The sequence below is a fragment of the Pseudomonas sp. genome (assembly GCF_017744435.1).
Taxonomy (GTDB): Bacteria; Pseudomonadota; Gammaproteobacteria; order Pseudomonadales; family Pseudomonadaceae; genus Aquipseudomonas.
Window position 1 is genome coordinate 1 of the sequence record NZ_JAGIBG010000037.1, and the last position, 14,911, is coordinate 14,911.

The window sequence follows — 14,911 nt, forward strand, 5'->3', positions numbered from 1 at the left end:
GCCTTGTTGGGCCATTGCGGGTGTCACAGTGGTTACCTCATGGACAGTGGTTGACCTGTACCGGCCTCTTCGCGGCTAAAGCCGCTCCCACAGGGATTGCGCAGCTCTCAGAATCTGTGCAGTACCTGTGGGAGCGGCTTTAGCCGCGAAGAGGCCGGTACAGGTCAACCACTGTCCATGAGGTAACCACTGTGACACCCGCAATGGCCCAACAAGGCGCCGCCGGCATCGCCACCGCCGTCGCCGAGAGCGTGCAGTACCAGGGTCGCAAGACCGCCCGTCAAGGCAGCGAACAGCGCCGCCAGCTGATCCTCGACGCCGCCATGCGCATCGTCGTGCGCGATGGCGTGCGTGGCGTGCGCCACCGTGCGGTGGCCGCCGAGGCGGGTGTGCCGCTGTCGGCCACCACCTACTACTTCAAGGACATCGAAGACCTGCTCACCGATACCTTCGCCCAGTACGTCGAACGCAGCGCCGCCTACATGGCCAAGCTCTGGGCCAACACCGAGGTGGTCCTGCGCCAGCTGCTGGCCCAGGGTGATGGCAGCGTGCAGTCGCGGGCGCGACTGGCCGACGAAATCGCCCGCATGACCGCCGACTATGTCCAGCGCCAGTTGCTCAATCGCCGCGATTTCATGATGGCCGAGCAGGCCTTCCGCCAGGAGGCCCTGCTGTGCCCGCGCCTGGCCGAGCTGGTGCGCGCTCATGAGCAGATTCTGCTGCACGGCGCCCGCCAGCTGCTGCAGGTAGTCGGCTCGCAGCAACCGGAACAGGACGCCCAAATGTTGACGGCGATTATCGAGCAGATGGAATATCAGGGCCTGCTCAAGGATGCCGATGCGCAAGCCGATGGGCAGATGCTCGCTATGCTTACCCGTTACCTCCACCTGGTGTTGGCATCGGCCTGAGCTGAGACCGAACTTTCAAGGAGAACCTGATGAAAGCCTGGCGTGTGGTGTTGTTGACGTTGTCATTCCTCCTGCTGGGCGGTTGTCTGGTGACCTTTCATGAGCCGCTGCCAAGCAACCAGGCGGCGCCCAAGGCCTTGCTCGGCAAATGGAGCAGCAAGGACGCCTGGGGCGAGCCACTGAAGCTGACCATCAGCCGCAGCGGTGGCGATGCCTACAAGGCGGTGGCCACGGCCAAGGGCAAGGCACCGGAGGAATACACTTTCACCGTCTCGCGCCATGGCAACCGCTGGTACCTGTCGGCTGGCGTGCCCAAGCGCCTGGGTGGTAACTTCCTGATCGGCGGTTTCGACATCGTCGATGGCAAGGAACTGGTGGTCTACAACCTCGACGTCGAGCAGGTGCAGCAGGCGGTCGAGAAGAAGGAACTGAGCGGGCGCAGCACCGAGGTGCCGGAGGAAAACGGCGAGGGTGTGCTGATCGACAGCCCTTCGCCGCGGGTGCTGGCGTATCTGGACGACCCGGCCAACTCCGACCTGTTCGTCGAAGTGGCGCGGTTCCAGCGCTCGGGCAAATGACAGTGCTGGCTGCTTCGCGGCTAAAGCCGCTCCCACAGGGTCCGTGCCCGGCCTGAGGGCTGTGATATCCCTGTGGGAGCGGCTTTAGCCGCGAGGGGCCGGCACAGGTATCGTGTTCTAGAAAGGAGTCCCCGGTGGACGAATACCAGCAAACCATCCGCGCCCTGTCCGACCGCATCGTCGCGGCGCAGACCCCGATCCGGGTCCTGGACGCGGTGAAATGGGACGACAACATTCGCCAGGGCTTCCTCAAGGCCAAGGGCAAGGAGCCGCCCGCCGTTGACCGCGAGTATTACCTGGCCCGCCCGCTGGCGTTCGACTCCAGCGCGGTGAAGGCCGAGTTCCAGGCCATCGAGCGTGACATCATTCGCCAGCTCGGCCAGTTCAACCCGGTCGGGCAGATCATGAAGCGCATGTGCCGCGAGTACCGCATGGTCGTGCGCATGCTCGAAGCCCGCGGTACCGAAGACTTCGGGCTGATCTCCCAGGAGCTGTACGGCGCGGCTTCCGACGCCTTCCACGCCGGTGACCCGACCCTGGCCGACCTGGGGCTGATGCTCTCGGACTACCTGAACAACATCGACGGGCGCGGCGACCTCAAGGACGAGCCGAAGAACCTCACCGCCAAGGAGGCCGTGGACATCCTCCAACGCCGCCTGAACAAGGTGTTCGGCGAGGCCGAGGAAACCATCCGCGTGTTCGAGTCGGACGGTATCGTCGCCGACGCCGCAGCCGGTGCCGACTACATCAAGGTGCGCGCCGATGCCATGTTCAACAACCGCGACGTACGTGCGCTGGAGGTGCATGAAGGGCTGGTGCACGTGGGGACCACGCTCAACGGCCTGAACCAGCCGATCTGCACCTTCCTGGCCAAGGGCCCGCCCTCGTCGACGGTGACCCAGGAAGGCCTGGCGATCCTCATGGAAGTGATCGCCTTCGCTTCCTACCCCAGCCGCTTGCGCAAGCTGACCAACCGCACCCGTGCCATCCACATGGTCGAGGAGGGCGCCGATTTCCTGCAGGTGTTCGACTTCTTCCGCGAGCAGGGCTTCGAGATGGCGCAAAGCTACAGCAACGCCAGCCGGGTGTTCCGCGGCTCGGTGCCCAATGGCCTGCCATTCACCAAAGACTTGTCCTACCTCAAGGGCTTCATCATGGTTTACAACTACATTCAGTTGGCCGTGAAGAAGGGCAAGCTCGAGCAGATACCGTTGCTGTTCTGCGGCAAGACCACCCTGGAAGACATGCGCACCTTGCGCCAGCTGGTCGAGGAGGGGCAGGTGGAACCGCCCAAGTACCTGCCGGAGCAGTTCCGCGACCTCAATGCGCTGTCGGCCTGGATGTGCTTCTCCAACTTCCTCAACCACTTGAGCCTGGATCGCATTGAAGCCGACTACGCGAACATTCTTTGAGCGCTGCCGCCTGCTGATTCTGGGCATGCTCCTGCTGGGGCTGGGCGGTTGCAGCAGCCTGCTGTTCTACCCGGAACCCGGCGAGCCGTTCACGCCGAAACGGGCCAAGCTGGAGTACCGCGATATCAGCCTGACCACCGCCGATGGTCTGCGCCTGCACGGTTGGTGGCTGCCGGCCAAGGCAGGGGTGGAGGTCAAGGGGACGGTGCTGCATCTGCACGGCAACGGCGGCAATCTGCCGGGTCATCTCGGCGGCAGCTACTGGCTGCCGGAGCAGGGCTACCAGGTGCTGATGATCGACTACCGAGGCTATGGCCTGTCCGAGGGCTCGCCAAGCTTGCCCGAGGTCTATCAGGACATCGACGCAGCCATGGCGTGGCTGGCCCAGGCCCCCGAGGTCAAGGGCAAGCCCCTGGTGCTGCTTGGCCAGAGCCTCGGCGGGGCGATGGCGATTCACTACCTGGCGCAGCACCCCGAGCAGCGCCAGCACTTCAGTGCCCTGGTGTTCGACGGCGTACCAGCCAGTTACCGTGCTGTCGGCCGTTACGCCCTGAGTACCTCGTGGATGACCTGGCCGCTGCAGGTGCCGCTGTCCTGGCTGGTACCGGACGGCGACAGTGCCATCCATTCGATCGAGCAACTGAGCAGCCCGCCGAAGCTGTTCTTCCACAGCATCGACGACCATCTGGTGCCAATGGACAACGGCATCAGCCTGTACCAGCACGCACCGCCGCCGCGGGTGCTGCAGCTGACCCGGGGTGGTCACGTGCAGACCTTCGCCGACCCGGTGTGGCGCCAGGTGATGCTGCGCTTCCTCGATGACCCGAGCCATTTCAACGGCCTGCGGCGGCTTGCCGAAGTGCCCAACTACCCTGACGAGAAGAACAAGCAATGAGTGAAGAACGCAACGCCATCCCGCTGATCCTGACCGGTGTCGGCAGCATCATCGTGACGGTGGGAGCCCTCTGGTACTACGGCTACCTGCATTTCGCCAAACCCGAGGATGCGCTGCTGCTGCAGGACTTCACCATGCTCAAGACGATTCCTGGCGAGGACTACAAGGTCTCCCTCGACCCGGCGCCGCAAGTCGCGCAGTGCGTGGATGGTGTGCTGGTGCTGTTCGATACCGAGCAGAAAGGCCTGACCGGCGTACTGGTGGACAGCCGTAAGCGCGCCGTGCGCTGCATGGGCCAGGAGACGCCGCAGCAGGTGCAGTGAATCTCAGGTCAGGCGGGAGCGGGCTGCATCATAGGCTGCGCTTCGCTCTCGCTTGCCTATGGCAATGACAATCACAACCACACGGTGATCGACTACGCGGTAAACCAGTCGATAGCCGGCAGACCTCAGTTTGATCTTGTAGCAATCAGCCATACCGGAGAGTTTGTCTTTCTCCACTCTCGGCTGTGCCAGCCGCTCCTTCAGTTTTCTTGCAAACTGGAGCTGCAACGAGCCATCCAGCTTTCCGAACTCCTTCTTTGCCCTCACATCGAATTCAAGGTCGTAGCTTTTTGCTGCCTTCGGCTTCGGCGATGAGCTCATCGATATCCACTCTTACGGTGGGCCCTCCACGTCGTTGGCGGACAAGCTCAGCCAGTTGCATGTCGTCGATCAGCTCCATCATCGCTTCGTAGCGTTCTGGCGGTACGGCATAGAACGCTGGTTCGTTGCGATTGAGGATGACCACGGTTTCACCGGCAGCTTCGCGGATAGTGCCCATGGGGTCTTTCTTCAGTTCGGTGATCGATGCTGCCAGATCGGCGAGGACGGGGTAGGTCATAGTTGTATCAACCCATTAATTCAGTTATCGGCAGCTGCAAGTCTAGTGCTTGTAATAGTGCTTTTAAAGGTGCTTTTGTCAGTGTGCATGTATGAAAAACCCCGCCATTGAGGCGGGGTTCCCTTTTTTCGGCAGCCTTATTGCTGAATCTGGCTCACCGAACGCGGTGCCACCGGCTGGTTGTCATTGGAGATGGTCACCTCCACCCGACGGTTCTGCGCGCGGCCCGAGTTGCTGCCGTTGTCCGCCACCGGGTATTCCTTGCCATAACCCTGGGCGACGATGCGCGCCGGGTCGACGCCTGCGCGTACCAGTGCCATGCGCACGCTGGCAGCGCGGCGTTCGGACAGGGTCTGATTGTAGTTGGCCGAGCCGACGCTGTCGGTGTAGCCCTCGACGCTCACCTTGCGCTCCGGGTTCTCCTGGAGGAACTGGGCCAGCTTGGTGATGTTCGGGTAGGCGTTGCTCTTGAGGTTGGCCTTGTTGAAGTCGAACAGCACGTCACCGAAGGTCACCAAGGTACCGCGGTCGGTCTGCTTGGCATTGAGGCTGTCCTGCAGCTTGGCGATCTGCGCGTCGCGGGCATCGAGCTTGGCCTGGGCGCGCTGGGCCGAGGCGTTCTTCAGTTCGTTCTCGGCGGTGCGCAGGGTGATGGTTTCCTTGGCTACCTCGATGCGCTGGTTGGTCAGGTAGGCGAGTTGGTCGACCTTCTGGGTGTTTTCACGTTCCATGAAGGCCTTGTCGGCCTTGTTCAGCCAGTCCTGGGCGTCCTTGGTCTCGAGTGCGGCGACCTTGCTCGACTGCGGGTCGCTCTGCAGCGCCGAGAAGTTGCTGCGGGCCGACTCCAGGTTGGGGTTCGGGTCGTGGGCGCAGGCAGCGAGGCCGATACTCAGGGCCAGCAGGGCGGGAATCATGATGGAGTTGCGCATAGTGTTCATCCTTTGATCAGTTGCGAAGGCTCGGGTTGGCGTGGCCGCGCTCATTCAGCGCTGCGCAGGCCTTCCTGACGCACGTCCTGAACGCCCTGGCGGGCATCCTGCACGGCCTTCTGGGCCTTGGCTGCCTGGGCCTTGCGTTCGGCGACGCGGGCGTCCCATTCGGCCTGCTCGGCCAGGCGCCTGGCCTCGTCATACTGCTTGTCGTGCATGGCGATTTCGGCCTGCTTGAACTTGTCCTGGGCCGCTTTCATTTCCACGGCAGCGAACTCGGTACCACCGGCACTGACGGCGGAGTTCACGGCGGACTGGGTGACGGCGTACTGCTCGGTTGGCGGGTTGCCAGCACAGCCGGCCAGGACCAGGCTGCTGCCAAGGGCCAGCGCGGCCAGCTTCAACCCGCGCACGTGGCTGGATGTGGGTTTCGGGGTGCGGGTGTTGATGGTGGTCAGTTCCATTGGATCACTCCTGATTACGACGATGTCCGTAGCAGTCCATCGCTCAATCCCTGACATTGCCTGCGCTTGCGCTCAACGATGCACATGGCGGGAGTGCAGGGTTTTAGCGTGATGGCTATTGGCTGGGACTTGACCGTTTTTTGAATGGTTCAGAAAAAAACGCTCATTTCGGCTATTTATTTCTGACTGATCGGTCAGCGGAATTTGCCCGGAACTTTCGATGCCTGGAGTGGTTCCGGGCCTGTTGCAGGCCCGGAATATCGTGTTGCAAGCTCAGTTGCCGCTGTCGTCGCCGGTGTTGCTGAGGTCGTGCAGATGGCGCCGTGACAGGGCCAGAAAGCGCGGGGTCGGGCCGATGTCTTCGAACAGCGGGTCACCTTCTTCGTCAGTGGCGATGACCTTCTGGCCCTGCACGTAAGGGAAGCTGGCTTCCAGCTCCTCCAGCGCGGCGGCGACCAGTTCGCCGAGCAGTTCCTCGGCGGTGCGCTTGGGGTACATGTCGATCAGGGCCGCCAGGCGCGCCTCGGACTCGAGGTCCAGGTGCAAGGCGTGGCCCGTGGGGCTCAGGGTGCCGGCGGCATTCTGTTCCCAGTGCTGGGCGAGTTCGCGGATTTTCATGATGACCTCTGTGAACGCCAGTAAAGGCTGCAGTGCATCGGACTGCGCTGCCTTAACTTTAGTTTGCTTTGGGCGATCGCGGCTTGCCATCGCGCCCCGGCAGTGGGCACTCTTGGGCAAGTGCTGTTTCCTGAGCAGAGCGCGGCGAGCCGCGCCGAAGAGAGGGCCAATGACTGATATCGATGTGCGCCTGCGTGAAGATGTCCATGTGTTGGGGGAGTTGCTCGGCGAGACCATTCGCCAGCAGCACGGTGATGCGTTCCTGCAGAAGATCGAGGACATCCGCCACAGCGCCAAGGCCGACCGCCGCGGTGCTGGCGAGCAATTGAGCTCGACCCTGGCCGACCTTGCCGAAGAAGACCTGCTGCCGGTGGCGCGAGCCTTCAACCAGTTCCTCAACCTGGCCAACATGGCCGAGCAGTATCAGTTGATCCGCCGGCGTGATGCCGGCCAGCCAGAGCCGTTCGAGGCACGGGTGTTGCCCGAACTGCTGGCGCGCCTGAAACAGGCTGGGCACAAGGATGACGCCCTGGCCCGGCAACTGGCCAAGCTCGATATCCAGCTGGTACTGACCGCCCACCCGACCGAAGTGGCGCGGCGCACGTTGATCCAGAAATACGATGCCATCGCCGGCCAGCTGGCCGTGCAGGACCACCGCGACCTGACCCCCGTCGAGCGCGAGCAGGTGCGTGAGCGCCTGCGCCGGCTGATTGCCGAGGCCTGGCACACCGAAGAAATCCGCCGCACCCGGCCAACCCCGGTGGACGAGGCCAAATGGGGCTTCGCGGTGATCGAACATTCGCTGTGGCACGCCATTCCCAGCCATCTGCGCAAGGTCGACAAGGCGTTGTTCGACGCCACCGGCCTGCGCCTGCCGCTGGAAGCCGCACCCATCCGCTTTGCCTCGTGGATGGGCGGCGACCGTGACGGCAACCCCAATGTCACTGCTGCCGTGACCCGTGAGGTGCTGCTGCTGGCCCGCTGGATGGCCGCCGACCTGTTCCTGCGCGATGTCGATGCGCTGGCGGCCGAACTGTCCATGCAGCAGGCCAGCAGTGCCTTGCGTGAACGCGTCGGCGACAGTGCCGAGCCGTACCGGGCGTTGCTCAAGCAGCTGCGCGACCGCCTGCGGGCGACCCGCGCCTGGGCCCAGGTGGCATTGACCAGCAGCCAGCCGGCCAGTGCCGAGGTGCTGGTGGACAACCGCGACCTGATCGCCCCGCTGGAGCTGTGCTACCAGTCATTGCATGAATGCGGCATGGGCGTGATCGCCGATGGCCCGCTGCTCGACAGCCTGCGCCGGGCGGTCACCTTCGGCCTGTTCCTCGGCCGCCTGGATGTGCGCCAGGATGCCGCCCGCCACCGTGATGCATTGGCGGAGATTACCGATTACCTGGGCCTGGGCAGTTATGCCGACTGGGACGAAGAACAGCGCATCGCCTTCCTCCAGGCCGAACTGAAGAACCGCCGGCCATTGCTGCCGGCGCACTTCAAACCCCAGGCAGAGACCGCAGAAGTGCTCGCCACTTGCCGCGAGATCGCCGCGGCGCCGGGCGCCTCGCTGGGTTCCTACGTGATCTCGATGGCCGGTGCAGCCTCCGATGTGCTGGCCGTGCAGCTGCTGCTCAAGGAAGCCGGCCTGACCCGGCCGATGCGCGTGGTGCCACTGTTCGAAACACTGGCCGACCTGGACAACGCCGGGCCGGTGATGGAGCGCCTGCTTGGCCTGCCGGGCTACCGCGCCAGCCTGCGCGGGCCGCAGGAAGTGATGATCGGCTACTCCGATTCGGCCAAGGACGCTGGCACCACGGCGGCCGCCTGGGCCCAGTACCGCGCCCAGGAAAACCTGGTGCGCATCTGCCGCGAGCATCAGGTCGAGCTGCTGCTGTTCCATGGCCGTGGGGGGACGGTCGGCCGTGGCGGCGGCCCGGCCCATGCGGCGATCCTGTCGCAGCCACCAGGCTCGGTGGCAGGGCGTTTCCGCACCACCGAACAAGGCGAGATGATCCGCTTCAAGTTCGGCTTGCCGGGCATTGCCGAGCAGAACCTCAACCTTTACCTGGCCGCAGTGCTCGAGGCCACCTTGCTGCCGCCACCACCACCAGAACCCGCCTGGCGCGCATTGATGGACCAGCTGGCGGCCGATGGCCTCAAGGCCTATCGCGGCGTGGTGCGGGAAAACCCCGACTTCGTCGAATACTTCCGTCAGTCCACCCCCGAGCAGGAGCTGGGCCGTCTGCCGCTGGGCAGCCGCCCGGCCAAGCGTCGTGCCGGTGGCATCGAAAGCTTGCGGGCCATCCCGTGGATCTTCGGCTGGACCCAGACGCGCCTGATGCTGCCGGCCTGGCTGGGGTGGGAAACGGCCCTGAGCAACGCCCTGGCGCGGGGCCAGGGCGAGTTGCTGGGGCAGATGCGCGAGCAATGGCCGTTCTTCCGCACCCGCATCGACATGCTGGAAATGGTCCTGGCCAAGGCCGATGCGCAAATCGCCGAGGCCTACGACCAACGTCTGGTGCAACCGGGCTTGCTTCCTTTAGGTGTGCACCTGCGCGACCTATTGTCGCAGTCCTGCCAGGTGGTGCTGGGCCTGACCGGTCAGCCGGTGCTACTGGCGCACAGCCCCGAGACCCTGGAATTCATCAGCCTGCGCAACACCTATCTGGACCCGCTGCACCGCCTGCAGGCCGAGTTGCTGGCCCGTTCGCGCAGCCGCGAAGCCGCTCTGGACAGCCCGTTGGAGCAGGCCTTGCTGGTGACCGTGGCAGGGATTGCCGCAGGCCTGCGCAACACCGGTTGAGGCCTGCTGGTGCGGCCTTGCCCGTTTGGCAGGGAATCGGCCAGAACAGGGCGAGGAGGGTGGTTGCGCCGGGCGCAACCACCTTCGGTTTTGCTTACAAATGACGCAATGCTGCAACTTTGGGACGCTTGTCTGGCTGCCGGGCGCTGTGTATCTTGAGCAGCCTTCTGACCGATTTATGGTCATACCCGATTTTCCGGACTTGGCCTCGATTGCCGAATCCATTGAATTTCATAAAAAAATTTGAGGAGCACGAGATGCGCGTAATTCTGCTGGGAGCTCCCGGGGCCGGTAAAGGTACTCAGGCAAAGTTCATCACCGAGAAGTTCGGTATTCCACAGATCTCCACCGGTGACATGCTGCGTGCCGCCGTCAAGGCCGGTACCCCACTGGGCCTGGAACTGAAGAAAGTCATGGATGCCGGCCAGCTGGTTTCCGACGAGCTGATCATCAGCCTGGTCAAGGAGCGCATCGCCCAGCCGGATTGCGCCAATGGCTGCCTGTTCGACGGCTTCCCGCGCACTATTCCACAGGCTGAAGCCATGGTTGCCGCCGGTGTCGACATCGACGCCGTGGTCGAAATCGCCGTCGATGACGAAGAAATCGTCGGCCGCATGGCTGGCCGCCGTGTGCACCTGGCCTCGGGCCGCACCTACCACATTCAGTACAACCCGCCGAAAGTGGAAGGCAAGGACGACGTCACTGGCGAAGACCTGATCCAGCGCGACGACGACAAGGAAGAAACCGTGCGTCACCGCCTGTCGGTCTACCACAGCCAGACCAAGCCGCTGGTGGACTTCTACCAGAAGCTGTCGGCCGCCAACGCCGGCAAGCCGAAGTACAGCCACATCGAAGGCGTCGGCTCGGTCGAGTCGATCACCGCCAAGGTGCTGGCAGCCCTGAGCTGATCCAACGCCATGCGTCACAACGGCCCGCTTGCGGGCCGTTGTCGTTTATACTGCCGCTCTTTTCCCCTAGTACCTGGATACCCGTTCGATGACCACCCTGCTGGCCCTGGATACCGCCACCGAAGCCTGTTCCGTCGCGCTGCTGCATGATGGCAAGGTAACCAGCCATTACGAGGTGATCCCGCGCATGCATGCGCAGAAGCTGCTGCCGATGATCAAGCAGCTGCTGGCGGACTCCGGTGTGGCGCTGAATGCACTGGATGGCATCGCCTTCGGCCGTGGCCCGGGCGCGTTCACCGGCGTGCGCATCGCCATCGGTGTGGTGCAGGGCCTGGCGTTTGCGCTGGAGCGCCCGGTGCTGCCGGTGTCCAACCTGGCCGCGCTGGCCCAGGGCGCACTGCGCGAGCACGGCGTGCAACAGGTGGCCGCGGCCATCGATGCGCGCATGGACGAAGTGTACTGGGGTTGCTACAAGGCCGAAGCCGGCGAAATGCGCCTGCAGGGCCTGGAAGCCGTGCTACCGCCTGAGCGCGTGGCCCTGCCTGAAGGCAGCAGCGGTGAATGGTTCGGTGCCGGTACCGGTTGGGGCTATGCCGAGCGCCTGGCGGTGCAGGCCAGCGCCAGCAACCCGGCTGCATTGCCAAGCGCCCTGGACATCCTCAGCCTGGCCAGCTTCGCCTGGGCCCGTGGCGAGGCAATCGTCGCCGAACAGGCGCAACCGGTTTACTTGCGCGATAATGTAGCCACACCCAAGGCGCGCTGAGTGCTGTTCGTCGGTTATCGCGGTTGACGATAAAACCTTCGGCGCAAACTGTGGTCCAGTTATCACTCGAGCATTAGCGACGGAACTCTGATGCTGCTAAATTGCCATCATCGGTCCTGAGTGCTCACGCCATGCGTATCGACGGTTTCTCATCGCAGTCCTACCCGATCAGGCGCACGCCGCGCAAGGCAGCGGTGCGCGACGAAAGCGTCGATGATGCCGAGCTGATCGAGGACAGCGAAGTCACCCAGGAAGCCGCTGCACATCGTCGCCCGGCGGGCCTGCCGGCTCGCCAGCAGGACATGGTGTTCCCCCGCGCCCGTGACCGGCGCACCGCCACTGCGCTGGCCAGCTACCTCAGCACGGCCGGTTTTACCGACTGGGACATGGAAGTACTGGGGCTCGACCTGTACATTTGATGGATGAATCCATCACCCCTGCCTTATTTCCTAGGTTGCCCGTCCTGGAGCGAGAACGCCTGGCGCGACTACCTGTATCCCGCCGACGCCAATACCAATGAAATGCTTGGCTACTACAGCCAGGTATTCAACGCCGTCGAGGGCAACACCACGTTCTATGCGCGCCCCGCACCCGGCACCATCGCCCGCTGGGCGCAGACCATGCCTGAGCACTTCCGTTTCACCGCCAAATTTCCCAGGGATATCAGCCACGAAGGTGACCTGCGTGCTCAGCTGGAAGCGGCCTGCGACTTCACCCGCCTGATGGCTCCGCTGGGCCAGCGCGTATCGCCGTACTGGCTGCAGTTGCCGGCCCACTTCAGCCCCGCACGGCTGGGCGAACTGTGCCATTTTCTCGACGAAATCGGCGTGCCGGTGGCTGTGGAGGTGCGCAACCAGGCGTTCTTCGCCAAGGGCGAGGAAGAGCGTTTGCTCAACCGCCTGCTGCGCGAGCGCGGCGTGGAGCGCATCTGCCTCGACCCCCGTGCTCTGTTCAGCTGCACTTCACGCGATCCCGCCGTGCTGCATGCACAGTCGAAAAAGCCCAAGGTGCCACCGCGCCCCGCCGCGTTCAGCCAGCACCCTCAGGTGCGCTTCATCGGCCATCCGCAGCTTGAGGCCAACGAGACCTTCCTCACTCCCTGGGTGGACAAGGTCGCTGCCTGGATCGAGGAGGGGCTCAGCCCTTATGTGTTCCTGCACACCTCCGACAACCGCCTGGCCGCCGCCCTGGCCCAGCGTTTCCACCAACGGCTGATGGCGCGTCTGCCTGGCCTGGCGGCATTACCGGAATTGCCGCGCGCCCCCGAGGTCGAACAACTGGGGCTACTCTGACCATTCCCTGACCCCGGAGGTTGTGATCATGGATGTACAGACCCTGCGAGCCGAAGCCTTCAAGGCACTGCATGAGCGTGATGGTGCCTTCGTCATTCCCAACCCGTGGGATGCCGGCTCCGCCAAGCTGCTGGCCAGCCTCGGCTTCGAAGCGCTGGCCACTACCAGCGCAGGCCTGGCCTTCAGCCTCGGAAGGCCGGATGCCGAAGGTGCCTTGAGCCTGGATGAGACCCTGGACAATGCCGGAGTGATCGTCGATGCCACGCCACTGCCGGTGGCCGCCGACCTGGAGAATGGCTTCGGTGACCTGCCGGAAGACTGCGCGCAGACCATCCTGCGTGCCGCTGAAGTGGGGCTGGTCGGCGGGTCGATCGAGGATGCCAGCGGCCGTGCCGACGCGCCGATCTATGACTTCGAACTGGCCGTGGCGCGTGTGCGGGCCGCGGTGCAGGCCGCGCGCAGCCTGCCATTCCCGTTCACTCTCTGTGCCCGTGCGGAAAACCTGCTACACGGGCGCATGGACCTGGATGACACCATCCTGCGCCTGCAGGCCTTCGCCGAGGCGGGGGCCGACGTGCTCTATGCGCCGGGGCTGCGCAGTGTCGATGAGGTGCGTGCGGTGGTGCAGGCGGTGGCGCCGAAGCCGGTCAACGTGCTGATGGGGCTGGCGGGCGTGCCATTGAGCGTCAACCAGTTGCAGGACCTGGGCGTGCGTCGTATCAGTGTCGGTTCATCGCTGGCCCGGGCAGCGCTGGGCGCGTTCCAGCGTGCGGCCCTGGAGATTCGTGATCAGGGCACATTCAGCTATGGCGAGCAGGCCTTGCCGTTCGCCCAGCTCAATGACTTGTTCCGCCGCTGATCTCAGGCGTGGGTGCGAACGTTGTTCAGCACCACCGGGCGCGCCCAGTGCATGTCGAACTCGAGGTCGTTCTGCTGCCTGGCCATGGTCGCCTCGTCGTACGGCTCCGGCGCGGGGTCGAGCAGGCCCATCTCGAATTCGGCGATCGGCAGGTGCAGCGGGCGCGGGGATGGGGCAGGGCCTGGCTCGGCGAGTGGGTGGCCCTGGCTCATCACCACCGGGCGCAGCCAGTTGTTGCTGATGTCGAGCTGGCGCTGTTGCTGGATCATCTCGGCGACGCTGAACGGCTCTGGCGCCGGTTCCAGCAGGTTGGCCTCGAGTTCCGCCTTGGGCAGGAACAAGGGCTCGGGCGGTGCGACGATGGTGTCCTGCACCGGGCAGGCGCGCTGGGTTTCGATCATCGCCAGGGCCTTGGCCCCGCCGATCGGCTCGCCGCTGGCCTGATCGTACTGCGCCATCGCCTGGCTGACGCTGTCCGGCTCTGCTGCCTGCTGCTCGGCCATCGCGCGGGCAAAGAAATCCTGCCACAGGTGGCTGACGCCCCCAAGTGCCTGGGTATTCTGCCGACCGTAGTTGCCGACAGGCGACAAGTAGGTCAAACCGATGGGAAGAGTATCTGTCATGGCAGTCGTGCGCGCTGTGCTCTGGCAGAATAGCGGGATATTGCCTGTATCGGCCGTGGCGGCCGATACATGAGGGGCAGGGTTAAATTTCTAGGTGTGAATGATGGAAGAGCAGGGCACAGGTATCCGGGTCGAGGCGCTGTCGGCTGAATTCGAGGCGCAGGCCGCCGCATGGGCCGAGCGCCTGGCGCTGCCCTTGCAGGACGACACTGCCGGGTTTGCCGTGCAGGTGGGTGTGGACGGCTTGCAGATCCAGCAGTTGGGCCCGCAGGCACCGGGGCCGGTGCGGGTGGACTTCGTCGACGGTCAGGCCGCGCACCGGCGCCAGTTTGGTGGTGGCAACGGGCAGATGATTGCCAAGGCGGTGGGCATCGCTCAGGGGGTGCGACCGCAGGTGCTGGATGCCACGGCGGGGCTGGGCAAGGACGCGTTCGTGCTGGCCAGCCTGGGCTGCCAGATGACCTTGATCGAACGCCAGCCGCTGATTGCTGCATTGCTGGAAGATGGCTTGGCGCGGGCCCGTGTGGATGAAGAAGTGGGGCCGATTGTCGGGCGCATGCGCCTGCTGACCGGCAACGCCATCGAACGCATGCGCGCCTGGGAAGGTGAAGCGCCGCAGGTAATTTACCTCGACCCGATGTTCCCGCACCGCGACAAGAGCGCGCTGGTGAAAAAGGAAATGCGCGTGTTCCGGCCGCTGGTGGGCGATGACCTGGATGCGCCCGCATTGCTGGAGGCGGCACTGGCGCTGGCCAGTCACCGGGTGGTGGTGAAGCGGCCGCGCAAGGCGCCGATCATTGATGGGCCGAAGCCGAGCCATAGCCTGGAAGGCAAGTCGAGCCGGTATGACATCTATCCGAAGAAAGCCCTGAAGGCTTGATCGCCTGCGCCGGCCTCTTCGCGGGCAAGTCGGATCGCCGCACCGCCGCTCCCACAGGGATGTCACAGGTTCTGAAAACTGTGCGGTACCTGTGGGAGCGGCT

18 protein-coding genes are annotated in these 14,911 nt (G+C 64.3%); 12 read left to right on the forward strand and 6 right to left on the reverse strand.

The window, feature by feature from the left end:
• Nucleotides 1–203: 203 nt before the first annotated feature.
• From J7573_RS21605 to J7573_RS21625, 5 genes are all read left to right on the forward strand, one after another.
• Entirely contained in the window at nucleotides 204–908 is a 705-nt protein-coding gene (locus tag J7573_RS21605; protein ID WP_294340181.1) for a TetR family transcriptional regulator, read from the forward strand.
• A gap of 29 nt (nucleotides 909–937) precedes the next feature.
• The gene (locus tag J7573_RS21610) at nucleotides 938–1,486 is read left to right on the forward strand and encodes a hypothetical protein (RefSeq protein ID WP_294340182.1); all 549 of its coding nucleotides are present in this window, start codon (nucleotides 938–940) and stop codon (nucleotides 1,484–1,486) included.
• A 134-nt stretch (nucleotides 1,487–1,620) separates the two neighbouring features.
• Nucleotides 1,621–2,898, forward strand: a complete 1,278-nt coding sequence (locus J7573_RS21615) for a flavohemoglobin expression-modulating QEGLA motif protein (RefSeq protein ID WP_294340184.1) — start codon at nucleotides 1,621–1,623, stop codon at nucleotides 2,896–2,898.
• Nucleotides 2,870–3,793: an alpha/beta hydrolase gene (locus J7573_RS21620; protein ID WP_294340185.1), complete on the forward strand. Its 924-nt coding sequence runs from the start codon at nucleotides 2,870–2,872 to the stop codon at nucleotides 3,791–3,793. Before J7573_RS21615 ends, J7573_RS21620 begins: the two co-directional genes overlap by 29 nt.
• Nucleotides 3,790–4,116 (forward strand): hypothetical protein, encoded by a 327-nt coding sequence (locus J7573_RS21625; protein ID WP_261942911.1) that lies wholly within the window; start codon nucleotides 3,790–3,792, stop codon nucleotides 4,114–4,116. The genes J7573_RS21620 and J7573_RS21625 overlap by 4 nt, the downstream gene beginning before the upstream one ends.
• A 3-nt stretch (nucleotides 4,117–4,119) precedes the next feature.
• On the opposite strand, the gene J7573_RS21630 is transcribed toward J7573_RS21625, so the two are convergent.
• The 5 genes from J7573_RS21630 to J7573_RS21650 form a co-directional block, all read right to left on the reverse strand.
• The gene (locus J7573_RS21630; RefSeq protein ID WP_294340187.1) at nucleotides 4,120–4,437 is read right to left on the reverse strand and encodes a type II toxin-antitoxin system mRNA interferase toxin, RelE/StbE family; all 318 of its coding nucleotides are present in this window, start codon (nucleotides 4,435–4,437) and stop codon (nucleotides 4,120–4,122) included.
• Nucleotides 4,391–4,675 (reverse strand): type II toxin-antitoxin system Phd/YefM family antitoxin, encoded by a 285-nt coding sequence (locus J7573_RS21635; protein ID WP_294340189.1) that lies wholly within the window; start codon nucleotides 4,673–4,675, stop codon nucleotides 4,391–4,393. The genes J7573_RS21630 and J7573_RS21635 overlap by 47 nt, the downstream gene beginning before the upstream one ends.
• 137 nt (nucleotides 4,676–4,812) lie before the next feature.
• The gene (locus J7573_RS21640; protein ID WP_294340190.1) at nucleotides 4,813–5,604 is read right to left on the reverse strand and encodes an OmpA family protein; all 792 of its coding nucleotides are present in this window, start codon (nucleotides 5,602–5,604) and stop codon (nucleotides 4,813–4,815) included.
• Between the two features lie 50 nt (nucleotides 5,605–5,654).
• Nucleotides 5,655–6,068, reverse strand: coding sequence for a DUF4398 domain-containing protein (locus tag J7573_RS21645; RefSeq protein ID WP_294340192.1), 414 nt, complete (start codon nucleotides 6,066–6,068; stop codon nucleotides 5,655–5,657).
• A gap of 273 nt (nucleotides 6,069–6,341) precedes the next feature.
• The gene (locus J7573_RS21650) at nucleotides 6,342–6,686 is read right to left on the reverse strand and encodes a pilin assembly protein (protein ID WP_294340193.1); all 345 of its coding nucleotides are present in this window, start codon (nucleotides 6,684–6,686) and stop codon (nucleotides 6,342–6,344) included.
• A 169-nt stretch (nucleotides 6,687–6,855) separates the two neighbouring features.
• On the opposite strand from J7573_RS21650, the gene ppc reads away from it, so the two are divergent.
• The 6 genes from ppc (at nucleotide 6,856) to J7573_RS21680 (ending at nucleotide 13,305) form a co-directional block, all read left to right on the forward strand.
• Entirely contained in the window at nucleotides 6,856–9,483 is a 2,628-nt protein-coding gene (gene ppc / locus J7573_RS21655) for a phosphoenolpyruvate carboxylase (RefSeq protein WP_294340194.1), read from the forward strand.
• 257 nt (nucleotides 9,484–9,740) lie between these two features.
• Nucleotides 9,741–10,391 carry an adenylate kinase gene (adk, locus tag J7573_RS21660; RefSeq protein WP_028691565.1) on the forward strand — a complete coding sequence of 217 codons (651 nt, stop codon included), beginning with the start codon at nucleotides 9,741–9,743 and terminating at the stop codon, nucleotides 10,389–10,391.
• An 88-nt stretch (nucleotides 10,392–10,479) separates the two neighbouring features.
• Nucleotides 10,480–11,154, forward strand: a complete 675-nt coding sequence (tsaB, locus tag J7573_RS21665; protein WP_294340204.1) for a tRNA (adenosine(37)-N6)-threonylcarbamoyltransferase complex dimerization subunit type 1 TsaB — start codon at nucleotides 10,480–10,482, stop codon at nucleotides 11,152–11,154.
• 131 nt (nucleotides 11,155–11,285) lie between these two features.
• Entirely contained in the window at nucleotides 11,286–11,573 is a 288-nt protein-coding gene (locus J7573_RS21670; protein WP_294340207.1) for a hypothetical protein, read from the forward strand.
• Between the two features lie 3 nt (nucleotides 11,574–11,576).
• Complete coding sequence (locus tag J7573_RS21675) at nucleotides 11,577–12,446, forward strand: DUF72 domain-containing protein (protein ID WP_294340208.1); 870 nt, start codon at nucleotides 11,577–11,579, stop codon at nucleotides 12,444–12,446.
• A gap of 28 nt (nucleotides 12,447–12,474) precedes the next feature.
• Nucleotides 12,475–13,305, forward strand: a complete 831-nt coding sequence (locus J7573_RS21680; RefSeq protein ID WP_294340210.1) for an isocitrate lyase/phosphoenolpyruvate mutase family protein — start codon at nucleotides 12,475–12,477, stop codon at nucleotides 13,303–13,305.
• 2 nt (nucleotides 13,306–13,307) lie between these two features.
• On the opposite strand, the gene J7573_RS21685 is transcribed toward J7573_RS21680, so the two are convergent.
• Nucleotides 13,308–13,928, reverse strand: coding sequence for an energy transducer TonB (locus tag J7573_RS21685; protein ID WP_294340211.1), 621 nt, complete (start codon nucleotides 13,926–13,928; stop codon nucleotides 13,308–13,310).
• Between the two features lie 103 nt (nucleotides 13,929–14,031).
• On the opposite strand from J7573_RS21685, the gene J7573_RS21690 reads away from it, so the two are divergent.
• On the forward strand, nucleotides 14,032–14,808 hold the full coding sequence (locus J7573_RS21690) for a class I SAM-dependent methyltransferase (protein ID WP_294340213.1): 777 nt from the start codon (nucleotides 14,032–14,034) through the stop codon (nucleotides 14,806–14,808).
• Nucleotides 14,809–14,911 lie beyond the last annotated feature (103 nt).